Annotated in this window: 12 protein-coding genes; 5 read left to right on the top strand and 7 right to left on the bottom strand. The window is 67.1% G+C overall.

Annotation, left to right across the window (positions count from 1 at the left end):
* Positions 1-33 precede the first annotated feature (33 nt).
* From AC50X6_RS10710 to AC50X6_RS10680, 7 genes are all read right to left on the bottom strand, one after another.
* On the bottom strand, positions 34-1365 hold the full coding sequence (locus AC50X6_RS10710; protein ID WP_494966190.1) for a wax ester/triacylglycerol synthase domain-containing protein: 1332 nt from the start codon (positions 1363-1365) through the stop codon (positions 34-36).
* Positions 1366-1509: 144 nt separating this feature from the next.
* Positions 1510-2190 (bottom strand): hypothetical protein, encoded by a 681-nt coding sequence (locus tag AC50X6_RS10705; RefSeq protein WP_494966189.1) that lies wholly within the window; start codon positions 2188-2190, stop codon positions 1510-1512.
* The gene (locus AC50X6_RS10700) at positions 2187-3347 is read right to left on the bottom strand and encodes an Acg family FMN-binding oxidoreductase (RefSeq protein ID WP_494966188.1); all 1161 of its coding nucleotides are present in this window, start codon (positions 3345-3347) and stop codon (positions 2187-2189) included. Before AC50X6_RS10700 ends, AC50X6_RS10705 begins: the two co-directional genes overlap by 4 nt.
* 90 nt (positions 3348-3437) lie before the next feature.
* On the bottom strand, positions 3438-4496 hold the full coding sequence (locus tag AC50X6_RS10695) for an Acg family FMN-binding oxidoreductase (protein WP_494966187.1): 1059 nt from the start codon (positions 4494-4496) through the stop codon (positions 3438-3440).
* Between the two features lie 345 nt (positions 4497-4841).
* Positions 4842-6194 carry an alpha/beta fold hydrolase gene (locus AC50X6_RS10690; RefSeq protein WP_494966270.1) on the bottom strand — a complete coding sequence of 451 codons (1353 nt, stop codon included), beginning with the start codon at positions 6192-6194 and terminating at the stop codon, positions 4842-4844.
* Positions 6195-6216: 22 nt separating this feature from the next.
* Positions 6217-6714 carry a GNAT family N-acetyltransferase gene (locus tag AC50X6_RS10685; RefSeq protein WP_494966186.1) on the bottom strand — a complete coding sequence of 166 codons (498 nt, stop codon included), beginning with the start codon at positions 6712-6714 and terminating at the stop codon, positions 6217-6219.
* Between the two features lie 19 nt (positions 6715-6733).
* On the bottom strand, positions 6734-9280 hold the full coding sequence (locus tag AC50X6_RS10680; protein ID WP_494966185.1) for a DEAD/DEAH box helicase: 2547 nt from the start codon (positions 9278-9280) through the stop codon (positions 6734-6736).
* 138 nt (positions 9281-9418) lie between these two features.
* Here AC50X6_RS10680 and AC50X6_RS10675 point away from each other — a divergent pair, with 138 nt between their 5' ends.
* From AC50X6_RS10675 to uvrA, 5 genes are all read left to right on the top strand, one after another.
* The gene (locus tag AC50X6_RS10675) at positions 9419-10198 is read left to right on the top strand and encodes a trans-aconitate 2-methyltransferase (RefSeq protein WP_494966184.1); all 780 of its coding nucleotides are present in this window, start codon (positions 9419-9421) and stop codon (positions 10196-10198) included.
* Positions 10199-10362: 164 nt separating this feature from the next.
* Positions 10363-12144 carry an ABC transporter ATP-binding protein gene (locus AC50X6_RS10670; RefSeq protein ID WP_494966269.1) on the top strand — a complete coding sequence of 594 codons (1782 nt, stop codon included), beginning with the start codon at positions 10363-10365 and terminating at the stop codon, positions 12142-12144.
* 86 nt (positions 12145-12230) lie between these two features.
* Positions 12231-14135: an ABC transporter ATP-binding protein gene (locus tag AC50X6_RS10665; RefSeq protein ID WP_494966268.1), complete on the top strand. Its 1905-nt coding sequence runs from the start codon at positions 12231-12233 to the stop codon at positions 14133-14135.
* A gap of 8 nt (positions 14136-14143) precedes the next feature.
* Positions 14144-14533, top strand: a complete 390-nt coding sequence (locus AC50X6_RS10660) for a GntR family transcriptional regulator (protein WP_326968813.1) — start codon at positions 14144-14146, stop codon at positions 14531-14533.
* Between the two features lie 225 nt (positions 14534-14758).
* Positions 14759-17599: an excinuclease ABC subunit UvrA gene (gene uvrA, locus AC50X6_RS10655; protein ID WP_494966267.1), complete on the top strand. Its 2841-nt coding sequence runs from the start codon at positions 14759-14761 to the stop codon at positions 17597-17599.
* Positions 17600-17602 lie beyond the last annotated feature (3 nt).

Genomic DNA, 17602 nt, shown 5'->3' with positions numbered 1-17602 from the left:
CCTTTGTTGTTTTGCTACCGATGGTTCTGTTCATCAGGAGACGAACGGACCCTCACCAACTCCGGGCGACCCAGGGCTCGAGCTCAGCTGATCCAGCTCAAGCGCCAACAGCATGTGTAAGCGATCCAGGTCCGGGCACGTGTCGGGATCGGCGACCAGGGTGATCGTGAGCTTGCCCCGATAGGAGAACACAGCGAAGGACACGGTCACGTTCCCGATGACAACGGTGAGCGGAACAATGTCTACGACGGGAAATCCCCCGATGGTCACCATCGATTGGGGCCCGATGAGGTTGGTCACGAAGGTGTGGATAACCCGCTGATGGTCGACGAAGCGTTGAAGGAGTCCAATGGTCGCCAGCAGGCGGAAGAGGGGACCAAGCACCGCGGTGGAACTGCCGGGCGGGGAAGCTCTTGCCGCCTTGGTGATGCCGGCGATGGCCCGGAGCCGTTCTCCGGGTTCTTCGGTTGCGGGGAGCCGAAGGGGGATGGCGCCGCTCCGGTTACCCAACAATCTCGCCGTCGTGCGATCTCGGGAGGAGAACGGGATCGAGGCAATGATGTCGTCCGTTTTCTCACTTCGTTCCGCGAGGAGGTGGTGAAGCGACCCGGTAATGGCGGTCAGGACGACGTCGTTGACCGTTGCGTTATGGCTATGAGCCACCTCGCGGATGACTGACAGGTCGCGGCTGAGTATCTCGAAGCGCTGCCGGGTGCCGGTGGGACGATTCAGGGAGGTCCGGCTCGCTTTACCGCCAATTGACGAACGCAGCTGGCGAAGTGCCTGGCCGACCCGCGCGATCGTTCGGGGGAGCTGTCTTGCCGTGCCCAGACCACGTTCGGCAGCATCACGGGCAAGTTGAGTTCGGGTCGGTGCAGGGCGTGGGAACCCCGCGTCGCTGGATTCCGCCCCTTCCCCCGCGAGTTCGCCCAGGATAGCGAGGCCCGCGACACCGTCCGCGAGCACGTGGTGGAACACAACGACCAGGGCAGACCTGCCCTCACCAACCCCCGTCACGATCGAGGCCGACCAGAGAGGGCGACCGCGGGGGAGGCGAACTCTCACCAATCCGGCTGCAACCGACAGCACCCCGTCCATCCCTCCCGGTCCGGGGCACGCCACGACAGAAACATGATCGGTGATCGTGAAGTTAGCTGAGTCCACCCAGATCGGCCGCCCGCATCCGATCGGTACCTTCACGAGGAGTTGACGAAGCCGCGGGATGCCCGGCAGACGCCTGCCGATGGCGGCGACAAGAAGTGTCGGGTCGAGGCCCGCGCTGGTGTCCAACAGGAGCACGACGCCCACCTGCATCGGTGAAGTTCCGTGGTCGCTGGCCAGGGACATAAGGTCATCAGTGCTCACGCGCTCGATCGGCGGGCTATCATCCGGAAACCGGCTTCCGTCGCCAATCTGGTGCCGTAGCGGCGCCGTCGGAGCAGGGCTGTCGTTGCCGCCAGTTGGGTTCCACCGGCGACGTGAGATCGAGAATCGTGGGTGCTTCATGGACTACGGGACCCGTCCCGTGATCAGGGCCGGAGTTCTCCGCAGGGTGCCGCTGGCGCCGAGTCCGAGAGCAACGACGGCGAGTAGCGGGCTCGCGATGCTCCACCAGGTAAGGAGTGCGAAGGGCACGGCGCCCAGGATGATCAGCGTCATTCTGGGCAGCGTAGGGGAAACCCAGGGGGCGACGACCACGGCGAGGCTGCCAACGATTCCAATTGCGGCAATCCACCCCACACCCGTGCCCGCAGCCAGCATCAATTCGAGCAGTCCGAGAATGCTCACCAGTCCGGCAAGCCACTGCGTCAGAACGAAGCGGCGTGACGCACGGCTTGCACCCGCGCTGACTGCGAGAGCCGTCGCTGCCAGCAATATTCCGCCGGGTAGGTACCACAGAGTTCCGACCGTCGTAAAGCACAGCAGCCCCGGGATGAGCAGTCCCGTCGCCGCCGCCAGCCGATGCGGTGTGGACAGCGGAGTTCGTCCTAGAGTGAGCGCGCTGAGCAGCGCGACGAGAGAGAGAATCAAAGTGAGCGTGCCCAGTGCAAGGGGACTGTTCTTGTCGCCGGTCCACTGCGGGATCCGGGCTCCTACGGTGGCTTGAATTGCCCCCGCGACCAGGCCGAGAACTGCGCCCGCGATGCCGAGCCACCGTGCGATTCGCTGGCGTCGCAGGATCCCGTTCACCGGAGCACCTCATGCAGCGGGCGCCGGGGGCTGGGTCGGGATGCCCGCACGGGAGTCCCGAGTCGGAACGCGACCAACGGCACAACTCCGGCGGGCAGAAGCTCCCGCAGGCGCGGGGCAAATGACGCGGGAAGACTCTGGTCGCGTTCGCGATCCATCCTTTCGGTGACCTGGTTCATGTGCTGCAAGCCCAATCCCCGTGAGGTGGCACCAAGGTGAACCCGCTGCAGAAGCCGTCCGCCGGCAAGCCGCAGCCGCGGGTCATCGGCATCCGCGACGGTGACCACACCGAAAGCGGCCGCCGTCGCGGTGTGAATGGTGCGGGTCTGGTCAAGCCAGAACTGGTCACCCTCAGCACGTGAATAGGCGGGCAGAAGCTTGGCGAGGGTGAGGGTGAACGGCGCAAGCCCCTGCCCGTCGAGCGTGACGCCGTCGCGGAACCGGTCTATGTCGTCACGGTTGTTCCTGAACCGGATGAAGAACTCCTCCGACTGGCCGCGATCATCGATAATCGCCCGGGTGGCATCAATCACGATCGTACTGAATGCCTTTGTCTCCTTCGGTGAGGTGAGCCAGTGAACCCGGACACCGCTATCTCCGGTGGGGCCAGCCAGGTCGCTCAGCACGCCGTCCGGAACGGCCGTGCTTTCGTACGGTCCACGATTTGAGTGTCGGTCGCCGATGGCGTCGTGCAGAGAGGTAGACGCCGCCTCCACAGAGATCAACGTAACCGACGCCACGTGGGTGGGATCAGCGGCGGAGGGCATCAGAATCACCTCGGGCCGATACCCGCGGGCCAGCAGCCCGAGTGCCAGATTCTCGAGGGCACAGCCGAGGCCGACGTGATGTTCCCGCAAGAATGGATCCGTCATCGGCATCTCCCGTGTCGGATCCGCAAACACGTCGACAGCCTGAGCGGTCACGCGGAAAGTCCAGCCCTGCTGATTGTGGGGACTCGCGGCCAGGATCGCCGCCCCGACCGCCCCGAGCGGTGTCGGGTCGGTACGCCAGTGCGTCCACGCGTCGTAGGGAGCGCCGGATCCAGCATTCATCACCCCGTTATCGAAAGCGCGGTAGCTGACGAGGCCCGCGGCAGTCACCACGATTGTGGCGCTCCCCAACCCGAGCCCCCGCACCACTGAGCGGCGCGAAACCATGCCGTGTGAGTCAGTAACCATGGCGCTACACCGGCTGCAGGCGAAACACGGGAAGGCTATGCGGTTGCACCGGACAGCCAGTCGTGATGGTCATGTAGCGGCCGTGCCGGGCAGTGGCCCTGCCTGTACGGAGCTGCTGACGAGGACGTCGTGGACGGGTCGGCGCAGGCTGTAGGGAAGCTTCGGGCCGTGACCGAAGCGCACGGCGAGTTGCGCGCGTTCGTGGGTGAGGCCCAGCCAGGATTCGAACTCGAGGCGCAGCCCGGGTACTTCCATCGGTTGGTTGACGAAGGCTGAACGGATGTCGAGGGCCTCGGCCTGAAGGGCGAAGCGCTGGTAGGCGCGGCCGGCCGCCACCCAGGACCGCGCGTCGTTGCCGGTGGTGGCGAAGATCGCCACCCCGGGGGAGCTCGAGAGGTGCTCCGCATCTTTTCGCGCCTGTGCTCCGGCTCTGATCAGCGCCCGGGAGAAGAGCTTTCCGACCGGTGCCGGGATTGGCGGCTGATCCGTGGTGAGGCCGGCGAGTCCGTCTCCGCGGCGCAGCGCGGCGGCGGGGTTGAAGCGGATCCAGGACACGAGCTCGCGACGGAAGGCCTTGTTATTCAATTGCGTGAGGTTGCCGCGTGTCACGAAACCGGCCACAGTGTCGATTTGCCCCCGGTCGCAGAGGAGGATGCACTGCACACCTTCAATGCTGCCGGCCTGTTTGAGGGCCGCGAGGTCTTTGCTGCTGACGGGCTGGCCGTCATACGTTCCGCGGGTGCACTGACGTGTCTCGATCGCGGACGAGAGCCTGGTCGGCCCGAGAGTGCTGGACGGTTTGAGGCGCACGACGATGACCTGTCCGGCCGGATCAAAGGAGACTTCGGCGGCCTGGCCCCTGGCGTTGGCTGCTTGGACGAGGTTCTCGGCCGCGCAGCCGAGACTCTTGAACAGGTGCGCGTCGTCGGGGTCGACGACGGCGCAGCTACGGGTGCGGTCGGGCTGGATCGTAATTGCATCTGGCGTAACCAGGAACTTCCATGGCTGGGTGTTGTGGCTCGACGCAGCCAGGGACGCCAGACGGACCAGCTCAAGGCTGGCGGTGGAGTGTGGATCCGGCTGCCGGAGCAACGCAGCCGTGTGGTCATATACGCGCCTTTGGGACATTGCTTTCCTTTCGCGGGAGGGGACGAGCCCCCACACCCCGTTCACCCCGATGACAACGCCGGTCCACGCAAGCGCGCGCGACGGTTCGAGTGCCCACGCTCAGCCGGCCGGTTTCTCCCGTCCGCCCGTGCTGTTTGATCCGGGCCATCAGGGGTGTGCTTCCCTGCCGGCAAATCCCATGTGCTCGACCTACCCTATGGTGCTGCCCCGGCCGGGCGCCGGCAAGGGGCCAAAGACCCAGAGGTATCGACGAGGCCCTGTAGCAGCGCCCTTTCCCTCGGCTGAAGCGTAGCCGGCGGATTGACCCGCCTTCGGGCGGCCCAAGGGCAGGCGACCCGGGGCAGGTCAGCCGCGGACGGAGCGGGTCATGCCAAGCAGCCGGGCGAAGATCCCTTCGCCGTCGTCTGCGATGCCGTCATGGTGGAAATCCGCGGATTCCCAGACCTGGAGGCCGCGGACCGCCGCAGCGGTCTCCAGCGAGAGCTCCCGGTCCACGTAGATGTCGTCGGTGTAGACGGCAGCGGCGACCGGGACGGTGTTGCGGGCGAGCCGTTCCGGATCGTAAAGCGGCGGCCAGCCGCTTTTTTCGGCCAGCAGCCGGGCGACGTTGCGCAGCGGGCGGAGCGCCGGGTCCTGTTCGAAGTACCAGGGGTAGACCATTTCCCCGGTCAGCAGCGGTTCAGCGGCGTCCGGGTGGAACGCCGGGAAGTCCCGCAGGACGCGCTGGGCGGCCCAGCCGGTGGACCCGCCCTGCGCGTAGATGGATTCATGCATCAGTGCGTAGAGCGGATTGGCGGACCGGGAGACAAGCCCGCGGACCTGTTCCAGGAAAGTGTCCGAGAGGCGGTGGCCGTCGGAGGTGCCGACGAAGGCGTCCTCCAGCAGATGGTGCAGGGCATCCACCCGGGTGTTGCCGCCCAGGAAGGATCCCACCATCTGGAAGCGCTCCACCGTGAGCCGGACGCCGTCGGGCAGGAATTCTTCCGTTTCGCGTAGGTGCCGCGCGATTCGGGTGACCGTTTCGCGGTCTTCGGGATACCAGCCGAAGTACTCGGCATTGCGGGCCGCGACGCGCCGGAAAGTGGCCTGGTAGACCCGGTCCGCGGGGCCGGTCAGCGGGGCCAGCCCGCCGGTGACCAGCACCTCGCGCAGGCCCCCGGGGGCAAAGGAGAGATAGCTGAGCGCGCAGAAGCCGCCGTAGCTTTGGCCGTAGACGGTCCATGGCCCGGATCCCAGGGCGTGCCGGACGGCCTCGGCGTCCGCGACGATGGAGTCCGCCCGGAAGCAGGAGAGGTACTCCACCTGGCCGGCGTCGTTCCCGCGCAGCGGCAGGGTGTTGCGGTCAATCGGGGAGGACAGGCCGGTGCCGCGCTGGTCCAGCATGAGGATGCGGAAGTCCTGGGCGGCGGCCTTGCTCCAGCCGGCCAGCGCCGGGAGCCGGGTGCCGCGGCCGCCGGGCCCGCCCTGCAGGTACAGCAGCCAGGGCAGCTGCGCGGCCTGCTCCGGGCTGTGGTCCGTGGAGACGTACTCGCGGGCGAACACCGTGATGGTCTCGCCGGACGGGTCGCCGAAGTGGTCCAGCGGCACCTCGAAATAGTGTTCCGCGGTGCGCATGTCGCGGAATTCGTGCCGCGCTTTGATGGTGTGGCGGACCCGGCTGTCCGCCTCGAGCAGGTCCGCGGCACCGGGGCCGGTCATCGGCAGGTCAGCGGCGTCCCGTTCAGCCACGGGATTCGGCCGTCCGGGCGCCGAAGGCTTCCAGCGCGCCGCCGGTGAGGCGGAAAGTGGACCATTCCTCCATCGGGGCCGCGCCGAGCTTCTTGTAGAAATTGATCGAGGGTTCGTTCCAGTCCAGGACGCTCCATTCGACGCGCGCATAGCCGCGCTCGAGGGCGGTCGCCGCAAGGTGCTGCAGGAGCGCCTTGCCGTGGCCTTCGCCGCGCGCCTCCGGCCGCACGTAAAGGTCCTCGAGGTAGATGCCGTGGACGCCCTCCCAGGTGGAGTAGTTCAGGAACCAGAGGGCGAAGCCGCGGACCTGGCCGGCCCCGTTCTCGGCCATCGCAGCGAACACCCGCGGATTGTCGCCGAAGAGCGCCGCGGTGAGCATCTCCGGGGTGTTCCGGACGGCGTCGGGTTCCTTCTCGTAGCTGGCCAGGTCATGGATCATCTGCAGGATTACGGGGACATCGGTTGCCGTCGCGGGCCGGATTAGATTCATTGTTGAAGTTTACGTGCGGTTACAGCCTGTTAACGTCCGTCACCCGCACGACGGCGGTGCCGGTCTCATCCGACGCCCCGAGGTCCACCTCGGCCGAGATTCCCCAGTCGTGGTTGCCGGCCGGGTCCTCGAAAATCTGCCGCACTTTCCACGCTCCGGGCTCCTCGGTGATGATCAGCAGGCCAGGGCCGCGGGCGTCCGGGCCGGTGCCGATGTCGTCGTGTTCGTCGAAGTAGTCATCCAGCACGTCTTCCCAGCGCCCGGCGTCCCAGCCGGATCCGCCGTCGAGCTCGCCCAGAGCCGTGGCTGCCTCGTCCGCGAACAGTTCCACGCGGCGGAACATCTCGTTGCGCACCATCACCCGGAACGCCCGGACGTTGGAGGTCAACGACGGCGGCGGCGGCGGGGGAGCGTTGTGCGGGGTCGGCGGGGCACCGGAGGTGAGCTCCTCCCATTCGTCCAGCAGGCTCGAGTCCACCTGGCGGACCAGTTCACCGAGCCAGGCGATGAGGTCCTCGAGATCCTCGCGGAGGGCGTCCTGCGGCACGGTCTGGCGCAGGGCTTTGAAGCCGTCCGCGAGGTAGCGCAGCACTATGCCTTCGGAGCGGGCCAGCCCGTAGAACTGGACGAATTCGCCGAAATTCATGGCGCGCTCGTACATGTCCCGGATGATGGACTTGGGTGCAAGTTCGAAGTCCCCGATCCACGGGGCGGCCTTCCGGTAGACGTCGAACGCCCCGCCCAGGATCTCCGCGAGAGGCATCGGATAGGTGACGTCCTCGAGCATGGCCATCCGCTGGTCGTAGTCGATGCCGTCGGACTTCATCGCCGCGATCGCCTCGCCGCGGGCTTTCTTCTGCTGTGCGGAGAGGATCTGCCGGGGCTTCTCCAGCGTCGACTCAATGACGGACACCACGTCCAGGGCGTACGACGGCGATTCCGGGTCCAGCAGGTCGAGAGCCGCGAGGGCGAAGGGGGACAGTGGCTGGTTCAGGGCGAAGTTGGGCTGCAGGTGGACGGTGAGCCGGACGGTGCGGCCGTCCCGGCCCTGCTCGTGAAGCGGGATCCGCTCCACGACGCCGGCCGCCAGCAGTTCGCGGTAGATGCCGAGGGCCTTCTTCATCAGCTGCAGCTGGGAGGAGCGCGGCTCGTGGTTCTCGGTGAGCAGCCGCCGGGTGGCCGTGAATGGATCGCCCGGGCGTTCCATCAGGTTCATCAGTATTGAGTGGGTCACGGTGAAGCTGGAGGTCAGCGGGTCCGGGACGGATTCCACGAGGCGCGTGTAGGTGGGCTCGCCCCAGGACACGAAGCCCTCGGGCGGCTTCTTTTTGACCACCTGGCGGAGTTTCTTCTGGTCGTCGCCGAACTTGGCGGTGGCCTTCGCCATTGCCTTGACGTTCTCCGTTACGTGCTCCGGCGCCTGGACCACCACAGTCCCGGCGGTGTCGTAGCCCGCGCGGCCAGCGCGGCCGGCGATCTGGTGGAACTCGCGGGAGTTCAGCACCCGGGTGCGGACGCCGTCGTACTTGCTCAGTGCCGTGAACAGCACGGTGCGGATGGGCACGTTGATGCCCACCCCGAGGGTGTCCGTGCCGCAGATGACCTTAAGCAGTCCGGCCTGTGCCAGCTGCTCGACGAGGCGGCGGTACTTCGGCAGCATCCCGGCGTGGTGGACGCCGATGCCGTGCCGGACCAGCCGGTTCAGGGTCTTGCCGAAGCCGGCAGCGAACCGGAAGCCGGCGATCAGCTCCGCGATCCTGTCCTTCTCCTCACGGGTGCAGACGTTGACGCTCATCAGGTTCTGGGCCCGCTCGATCGCCTCGGCCTGGCTGAAGTGCACCACGTAGACCGGGACCTGCTTCGTGGCGAGCAGCTCCTCGAGGGTCTCGTGCACGGGCGTCTGCTCGTAGTAGTAGTGCAGCGGGATGGGGCGCTCCGCGGAACTGACGGTCGTCGTCGGGCGTCCGGTCAGTTCGCTGATGCCGGCCTCGAAGCGGCTGACGTCGCCCAGCGTCGCGGACATCAGCAGGAACTGGGCCTGCGGGAGTTCCAGCAGCGGCACCTGCCAGGCCCAGCCGCGCTGCGGGTCGGCGTAGAAGTGGAACTCGTCCATAACGACGGCGCCCAGCCCGGCGGCCGCTCCTTCACGGAGCGCAGTGTTGGCGAGGATCTCCGCGGTGCAGCAGATGATCGGGGCGTCCTGGTTGACGCCGGAGTCCCCGGTGATCATGCCGACGTTCTCGGCGCCGAAGATCTCGCACAAGGCAAAGAACTTCTCGGACACCAGCGCCTTGATCGGCGCCGTGTAGTAGCTGCGCTGCCCGCGGGCCATGGCCTGGAAGTGCAGCGCGATCGCGACGAGCGACTTCCCGGAGCCGGTGGGCGTCGCCAGGATGACGTTGGCGCCGGAGGCCAGCTCCATGATGGCTTCGTCCTGCGCGGTGTAGAGGGCCAGGCCGCGGCTCTCCGTCCACTCGACGAAGCGGGTGTACAGCTCGTCCGGATCGGGGCCGTTCCGGCCTGGGACGCGGGCGGCCGGGGCGGGGAGCTGATCATCGAGTTTCATTACTCTCCAGCTTAGTGGCCGCAGGCTCGCCCCGGGGGCCCCGGGGGGCGGGCTGCTCCGCCCGGGGCCCCGGGGGCGGGCTGCTGTGCCGGGGTTAGGCTACGAGTGTTGCGTGCGTGCCGGTGACTGGAGGAAAACGTGAAATGGGATCCAGCCAAATATGTGCAGTTCGGCGATTACCGGGACAGGCCCTACTTTGACCTGACGGGCCGGATTCATGCCGACGCCCCGCGGCACGTGGTCGACCTCGGCTGCGGTCCCGGCAACCTGACGGCCACGCTCGCGGACCGTTGGCCCGAGGCCCGGATTGTGGGTCTGGATTCCTCGCCGGAGATGCTTGCCAGGTCCGGCGCCTATGCCGGGACGGCGCCCAATCTGTCGTTCAGCCTCGCCGACATCGCCGGGTGGACGCCGGCCGGGGGGACCGACGTGGTGGTCACCAACGCCGCCCTGCAATGGGTTCCCGGCCACCGGCAGCTGCTGCCGCGCTGGCTTGCCGCGCTGAAGCCCGGGGCCTGGTTCGCGCTGCAGGTTCCCGGCAACTTTTCGTCCCCCTCGCACACGCTGATGAGCGGGCTGGCCGAGTCCGGGGTCTGGTCCGGCCGGCTCGCCGGGGTGCTGCGCCATGAGGACGTCGTGGGGGAGCCCGCTGACTACCTGAAGATCATGCTCGACGCCGGCTGTGACGCCGACGCCTGGGAGACCACCTACCAGCAGCTGCTCCCGGGCGAGAACCCCGTACTGGAGTGGGTCCGCGGCACGGGACTCCGCCCCGTCCTTGCGGCCCTGTCCGCCGGGGATGCCCGCGAGTTCGAAGCCGAATATTCGGCCAGGCTCGCCGAGGCATACCCGGCCGGCGCGCACGGAACGGTGTTCCCCTTCCGGCGGATTTTTGCCGTCGCCCGGAAACGGGGCTGAGCAGTGTCGGGGTCATTCACGGCCGGTGGAAAATCCCGGCAGCCGTGTGACACCAATGCACACCGTGGCGGGGCTAGAATGACGGGGCGGCGTGGGGGCGGCCGCCACGCGTATCCGGATCCGGGCCCTGGTCTATTGATGGAGGTTCGGTGCTACTTGGCCTGATGGGGCGGCTGTTATCCGCCCGTAAGGTGACCGTACTGGTGATTGTCCTGCTGCAACTCGTCCAGACCACCGCCAACCTGCTCCTCCCCACCCTGAACGCGGCCATCATCGACGACGGGATCATCGGCGGCAATACCGCGGAGATCCCAAAACTCGGTTCCTGGATGGCCTGCATTGCCGCGGTCCAGGTCCTGGCCGCCGTCGCGGCCGGCTATCTGGGCGCCATCGTGGCCATGGAGATGGGCCGGAAATTACGCGAAGAACTGTTCGACAAAGTGCAGTCCCTGTCCTCCCAGGAAGTCGCGGCCTTCGGCGCCCCGAGCCTGGTCACCCGGGCAACCAACGACGTCGCGCAGATCCAGAACCTCGCGGTGCTCGTCTTCACCATGCTCATCGCGGCGCCGGCCATCTTCCTCGGCGGCATCGTGCTGGCCATGAACCAGGACATTGCCCTTTCCGGCCTGGTGGCGGCGGTAGTGCCGGTGCTCGCGGTCATCATGGCCGTGATCGTCCGCCGTCTCATTCCGCTCTACCGGCAGGGCCAGGAACTTATCGACCGGATCAGCCGGATCCTTCGGGAGCAGATTGTCGGCGCCAACGTCATCCGAGGCTTTGTCCGCCAGGGCCATGAGATCCGCCGCTTCGACGGTGCCAACAAGGTCCTCACCAGGAACAACACGCAGTCGGCGCTGCTCGTTGCCGGGATGATGCCGCTGATCATGCTGGTGGTCAATCTGTCCTCCGTCGTCGTCGTCTGGTTCGGTGGCTTCCGAATCCAGTCCGGCGAGATGCGGCTCGGCGCCCTCACGGCGTTCATCGCCTACATCCTGCAGATCCTGATTGCGATCATGATGGCCATGTACGTGTTCATGACGGCCCCGCGTGCCGCCGCCTGCGCCGAACGCATCCAGGCCGTGCTGGACACGGCCCCCGCCATCACGGATGGCCCCGGTGCGGCCGATGCCGGTGCAGCCGATGCCGTTGCGGTCGACGCCGGTGCGGTCGACGCCGGCAGGAGCCCGGACAACGGCCCCGCCAAAAACATCGTGGAGTTCCGGGGCGTCACCTTTGCCTACCCCGGCGCCGAAGCGCCCGTTCTTGAAGGCGTAACGTTCACGGCGGAGCCCGGCACCACGACGGCGATCATTGGTGCCACCGGCAGCGGCAAGACCACGCTGCTGAATCTGCTGCCCCGTTTCCTGGATGCCACCGGAGGCGAGATCCACGTCGGCGGCCGCAACATCCGTGACTTTCCGCTGGCGGCGCTCCGCGGACTCATCGCCCTCGTGCCGCAGCATTCATACCTGTTCACCGGGACCCTGGCGGAAAACCTGCGCATGGGGGCGCCGGGCGCTACCGACGCGGAGCTCTGGCGGGTGCTGGGAACGGCGCAGTCCGGGGAGTTCGTCCGCGGGCTCCCCCAGGGGCTGGACTCGCCCGTGAGCCAGGGCGGCACCAATTTCTCCGGCGGCCAGCGGCAGCGGCTGTGCATCGCCCGCGCCCTGCTCCGCCAGGCCCCCGTCTACCTCTTCGACGACAGTTTCTCCGCGCTGGACTACGGCACGGACTATCGGCTCCGGGAATCCGTGGCGCCCCTGCTGGGTTCGGCGACCGTGCTGATCGTGGCCGAGCGGGTATCCACGATCGTGGACGCCGGCCTGATCCTGGTGCTGGACAACGGGCGCGTTGTGGCGCAGGGAACGCACAGGGAACTGATGGAGTCCTCCACGAGCTATCAGGAGATTGCTGCCTCCCAACTCGTCCCGGAGGGGACTCTGTGAGCCGGGAACCGGCCCTCGAGGCCGGGACCCTTCCGTCGGCCGAGGCGTTGGCCGATGCCGGGTCGCCGGCCGTCACCTCCACAACCATGAAGGCCGTGGACCGGCCCCTGGCCGCTGACCTGGCCGTGGGCAGGGCCGCGGACAGGGAACCGTCCGGCTTGGGTACCACCGGCAGGCTGCTCGGTCTCCTGCGCCCGTCGAAATGGCGGATGGCCGGCGCCGTCGCGGCCACCTGCGCCTTTGTCGCGCTCAACGTGGCAGCACCCAAGCTGCTGGGTGACGCTACCGACGTCGTCGTCGACGGCGTGATGGGCGGCACCTTCAACCAGGAGAAACTCGCGGTGCTGCTGGCAGTGGTATCCCTGATGTACCTCGGCGCCTCCCTGTTCAGCTGGATCCAGGGTGCCCTGACGGCCAGGGCCGTCCAGCGCCTCAGTTACGGTCTCCGGGCTTCGGTCGAGGAAAAGCTGCATGTGCTGCCGTCCAGCCACTTCGACGAACAGCACCGCGGGGACGTGCTGAGCCGCGCGACCAACGACGTCGACAATATCTCCCAGGCGCTCAGCCAACTGCTCAACCAGCTGATCATGTCCCTCCTGATGCTCTCCGGCGCACTCGCCATGATGCTGTGGATTTCACCGGTCCTGGCCGTGATCGCGCTGGTGTCCGTCCCGGTCTCCACCCTGATCACCGTGCTGGTGGCCCGTAAATCGCAGCCGCATTTCACCGCGCAGTGGGCGAGTACCGGGGAGTTGCATGCCCAGCTGGAGGAGTTCGTCACGGGCCATGAAGTGATCAAGGCGTTCGGGCGGCAGGACGCGTCCGCCGCCAGTTTCAAGGACAGCAACGACAAGCTCAACCGGGCCAGCGCCCGCGCCCAGTACATGTCCGGCGTCGTGCAGCCGCTGATGGTCTTCGTTTCCAACCTCAACTACATCGCCGTCGCCGTGGTCGGGGCGCTCCAGGTCACCGCCGGGGCCATGACGATCGGCGGCATCCAGGCATTCATCCAGTTCAGCAGGCTTTTCAGCCAGCCGATGGGGCAGATCGGCGGCATGCTGACCCTCCTGCAGTCCTGCCTGGTCTCCGCCGGGCGCGTTTTTGCCCTGCTCGACGCGCCGGAGATCCCGGCCGAGCGCCCCGCCACGGCCGCCGGGTACCGCCCGGCCCCAGCGCAGAGACCAGCGCAGATACCCGCGCCGATCCCGGCGCGCGACGCCGGCGCCGAGGGCCGCGTCTCCTTCGAGCACGCCACCTTCGGCTACAGCCCGGACACGCCGGTCGTCCGGGACCTTTCCTTCACTGTGGAGCCGGGGCAGACCGTGGCGATCGTCGGCCAGACGGGCGCCGGCAAGACCACGGTGGTGAACCTCCTGATGCGGTTCTACGAGCTGGATTCGGGCCGGATCACCGTCGACGGGGCGGACATCGCAGGGCTGCCGCGGGATGAGCTGCGGGCCGCCTTCGCCACGGTGCTGCAGGACGCCTGGCTCTTCACCGGCAGCATCCGGGAAAACATCGAGTACGGCCGCCCCGGCGCCAGCGATGCCGAGATCGTCGCAGCGGCGCAGGCCAGCCACGTGGACCAGTTCGTCCGGGCCCTGCCGGCCGGCTACGCCACGATGCTCGGCAACGACGGCGACACGCTGAGCCGCGGGCAGCGCCAGCTCATCTCAATCGCCCGGGCGCAGCTGGCTGCGCGCAGCATCCTGGTTCTCGACGAGGCCACCAGCTCCGTTGACAGCCGGACCGAGGCCCAAATCCGCCAGGCGATGCATCGGCTCCGGCAAGGCCGGACCAGCTTCGTGATTGCCCACCGCTTGTCCACCGTCCGCGACGCTGATCTAATTCTGGTCATGGACCAAGGACAGATCGTTGAACGCGGAACCCATCGGCAGCTCTTGGCCGGGGGCAGGCTTTACCCGAAATTGTATGAGGCGCAGTTCGCTGGCCGCGAACAGCCGCAAGGGCCCGGAGGGCCGGAACAGTGAGCCCCGCAGTGACCTCGGCGACACCTTTTCCCGGTGCCTGGCGGCCCAACCCGGCCAGCTCCGTGCCCCTCTTCGAACAGCTCAGGCTCACCGTCATTGAACGGGCAGACCGCGGAACACTGCCGGCCGGAACCAGGCTCCCGGCGGTGCGCAGCCTCGCCGGCGAGCTGGGCGTCGCCCCGCATACCGTGGCGCGCGCCTACAAGGAACTCGAGGGTGCCGGCGTCGTGATCACCCGGGGCCGGAACGGGACGGTGGTCTGCGCCCGGGACGAGGCCTGGAGCTCCCTGTCCGCCGCCGCGGCCGAGTTCGCCGCCGCGGCGAAGACCCGGGGCGCGAGCTTCGCTGAGGCCGTGCAGTTGCTCGCGGCGGCGTACGACCGCGAGCAGCACCGGTAGCACACGGGGCGGGTTTCCCCGGCCCGGGACACAGCCGGGAATGGATATTCGAAGAAGTTTTCGATTAGCATTAGTAGCGTGCCTAAAGCCGTAGCTGAACATCCAGCCGTTGATTCCCAGACCCCCGCAGTTCCGGAGAGCGCAGTTCCGATGGGCGCGGTTCCGGTGGGCGCCGCAAAACCGGGCCGCGCGATCGACGCCCGCCCCGAGGTGAAGCGACCGGACATGTCCCGCCTCATCGTCAAGGGCGCGCGCGAGCACAACCTCCGCAACGTGGATCTCGACCTGCCGCGCGACTCCATGATTGTCTTCACCGGGCTCTCAGGATCCGGAAAGTCTTCTCTCGCCTTCGACACCATCTTCGCCGAGGGCCAGCGCCGCTACGTCGAATCGCTCTCTGCCTACGCCCGGCAGTTCCTTGGCCAGGTGGACAAGCCCGACGTCGACTTCATCGAGGGCCTCTCTCCGGCGGTGTCCATCGACCAGAAGTCCACGAGCAAGAATCCCCGCTCCACGGTGGGCACCATCACCGAGATCTACGACTACATGCGCCTGCTGTGGGCCCGTGTCGGCCGCCCGCACTGCCCCATGTGCGGGGAACCCGTCGCGAAGCAGACACCTCAGCAGATCGTGGATCAGTTGCTGGAGTTGCCGGCGGGAACCCGTTTCCAGGTCCTGGCACCCGTCGTCCGGGGCCGTAAGGGTGAGTTTGTCGAGCTGTTTAAGGAGCTTACGGCGAAGGGCTACTCACGCGCCCGGGTTGATGACAAGCTGATCCAGCTGAGCGATCCGCCCAAGCTCGGCAAGCAGTTCAAGCACACCATCGAAGTGGTGGTGGACCGGCTCGTGGTGAAAGACGGCATCAGCCAGCGCCTTACCGACTCGGTGGAAACCGCCCTTGGCCTGGCGGAGGGACGGATCCTTGCCGAATTCGTCGATCTGGACGCGGACCACCCGGAACGGATCAGGGCGTTCTCCGAGCACCTGGCCTGCCCCAATGAGCACCCCCTCGCGATCGACGAGATCGAGCCCCGCTCCTTCTCGTTCAACAACCCCTTCGGTGCCTGCTCCGCCTGCAGCGGCATCGGCACGAAGCTCGAAGTCGATGAGGAACTCATCATTCCGAACGGCGAGCTGTCCCTCGCTGAGGGCGCCATCGCGCCGTGGTCGCTCGGGACGGCGACGACGGAATACTGGAACCGGCTGCTCGGCGGACTTGCCAAGGAACTCGGGTTCTCGATGAAGACCCCGTGGGACACGCTTTCCGAGGATACCCGCCAAACGGTGCTGCACGGCAAGGACCACAAGGTGGTGGTGCAGTACCGCAACCGCTTCGGCCGCGAGCGCAAGTACAGTACCGGCTTCGAAGGCGTCATCCAGTACGTCCACCGGAAGCACCTCGAAACCGACTCCGACAAGGCCCGGGACCGTTATGAGGAGTACATGCGGCAGATCCCGTGCCCGGCCTGCAACGGCGCCCGGCTGAACCCGGCGTCGCTCTCGGTTCTGATCAACGGGAAGTCCATTGCCGCCGTCGCGGCCTTGCCGATGCGCGATTGTGCGCACTTCCTCGACAACCTGGTGCTCACCGGCCGCGAATCCCAGATCGCCCACCAGGTCCTCAAAGAGATACAGGCCCGCCTGACCTTCCTGCTCGACGTCGGCCTGGAGTACCTGAACCTGGAACGGCCCTCCGGCACCCTGTCCGGCGGCGAAGCCCAGCGCATCCGGCTGGCCACCCAGATCGGCTCCGGCCTCGTGGGCGTGCTCTACGTCCTCGACGAGCCCTCCATCGGGCTGCACCAGCGGGACAACCGACGCCTGATCGAGACGCTCACCCGGCTGCGGGACCTCGGCAACACCCTGATCGTGGTGGAGCACGACGAGGACACCATCCAGGAAGCCGACTGGGTGGTCGACATCGGACCGGGCGCCGGCGAACACGGCGGCATGGTGGTGCACTCCGGTTCCTACCAGGGACTGCTGGAGAATACCGAATCCCTCACCGGCGACTACCTCTCCGGCCGCAAGAAGATCGAGATCCCCAAGAAGCGGCGCAAATACGACAAGAAGCGCGAGCTCAAGGTGATCGGTGCCAAGGAGCACAACCTCCTGAACGTGGATGCCACGTTCCCGCTGGGCCTGTTCACCGCGGTGACCGGCGTCAGCGGCTCCGGCAAGTCCACCCTGGTCAACGAGATCCTGTACAAGGTCCTGGCCAACAAGCTCAACGGCGCCAAGCAGGTGGCCGGGCGGCACAAGTCCATCCAGGGCCTCGAGCACCTCGACAAGGTGGTGCACGTAGACCAGAGCCCCATCGGCCGCACCCCGCGTTCCAACCCGGCCACCTACACGGGCGTCTTTGATAACATCCGCAAGCTCTTCGCCGAGACCACAGAGGCGAAGGTCCGCGGTTACCTGCCGGGCCGGTTCTCTTTCAACGTCAAGGGCGGCCGCTGCGAGGCCTGCTCCGGCGACGGCACGCTGAAGATCGAAATGAACTTCCTTCCGGATGTCTACGTGCCCTGCGAGGTCTGCCACGGCGCCCGCTACAACCGCGAAACCCTGGAAGTCCACTACAAGGGCAAGACCATCGCCGATGTCCTGAACATGCCCATCGAGGAAGGCGCCGAGTTTTTCGCGGCGTTCTCTCCGATCGCCCGGCACCTGTCCACCCTGGTCGACGTCGGACTCGGCTATGTCCGGCTGGGCCAGCCTGCCACCACGCTCTCCGGCGGCGAGGCCCAGCGCGTGAAGCTCGCGGCGGAGCTGCAGAAACGCTCCAACGGGCGCAGCATCTACGTGCTGGACGAGCCCACCACGGGCCTGCACTTCGAGGACATCCGGAAGCTCCTCCTGGTGCTCCAGGGCCTCGTGGACAAGGGCAACACCGTTATCACCATCGAGCACAACCTCGACGTCATCAAGAGCGCGGACTGGGTGGTTGATCTCGGGCCCGACGGCGGGTCCGGCGGCGGCCGCATCGTGGCCACGGGCACCCCGGAGCAGGTGGCCAGGTCCACGGAGAGCCACACGGCAGCCTTCCTGGCCGACATCCTCGCTTAGGCC

Source organism: Pseudarthrobacter sp. HLT1-7 (assembly GCF_059383435.1).
This window is presented reverse-complemented; position numbering and strand designations above follow the sequence as displayed.

Coding starts and splice junctions, on each gene's coding strand:
- AC50X6_RS10700 (WP_494966188.1), bottom strand. CDS start 3,347: ATGGTTTCGCGCCGCTCAGTGGTGCGGGGGCTCGGGTTGGGGAGCGCC.
- AC50X6_RS10695 (WP_494966187.1), bottom strand. CDS start 4,496: ATGTCCCAAAGGCGCGTATATGACCACACGGCTGCGTTGCTCCGGCAG.
- AC50X6_RS10690 (WP_494966270.1), bottom strand. CDS start 6,194: ATGACCGGCCCCGGTGCCGCGGACCTGCTCGAGGCGGACAGCCGGGTC.
- AC50X6_RS10685 (WP_494966186.1), bottom strand. CDS start 6,714: ATGAATCTAATCCGGCCCGCGACGGCAACCGATGTCCCCGTAATCCTG.
- AC50X6_RS10680 (WP_494966185.1), bottom strand. CDS start 9,280: ATGAAACTCGATGATCAGCTCCCCGCCCCGGCCGCCCGCGTCCCAGGC.
- AC50X6_RS10670 (WP_494966269.1), top strand. CDS start 10,363: ATGGGGCGGCTGTTATCCGCCCGTAAGGTGACCGTACTGGTGATTGTC.
- AC50X6_RS10665 (WP_494966268.1), top strand. CDS start 12,231: ATGAAGGCCGTGGACCGGCCCCTGGCCGCTGACCTGGCCGTGGGCAGG.
- uvrA (WP_494966267.1), top strand. CDS start 14,759: ATGTCCCGCCTCATCGTCAAGGGCGCGCGCGAGCACAACCTCCGCAAC.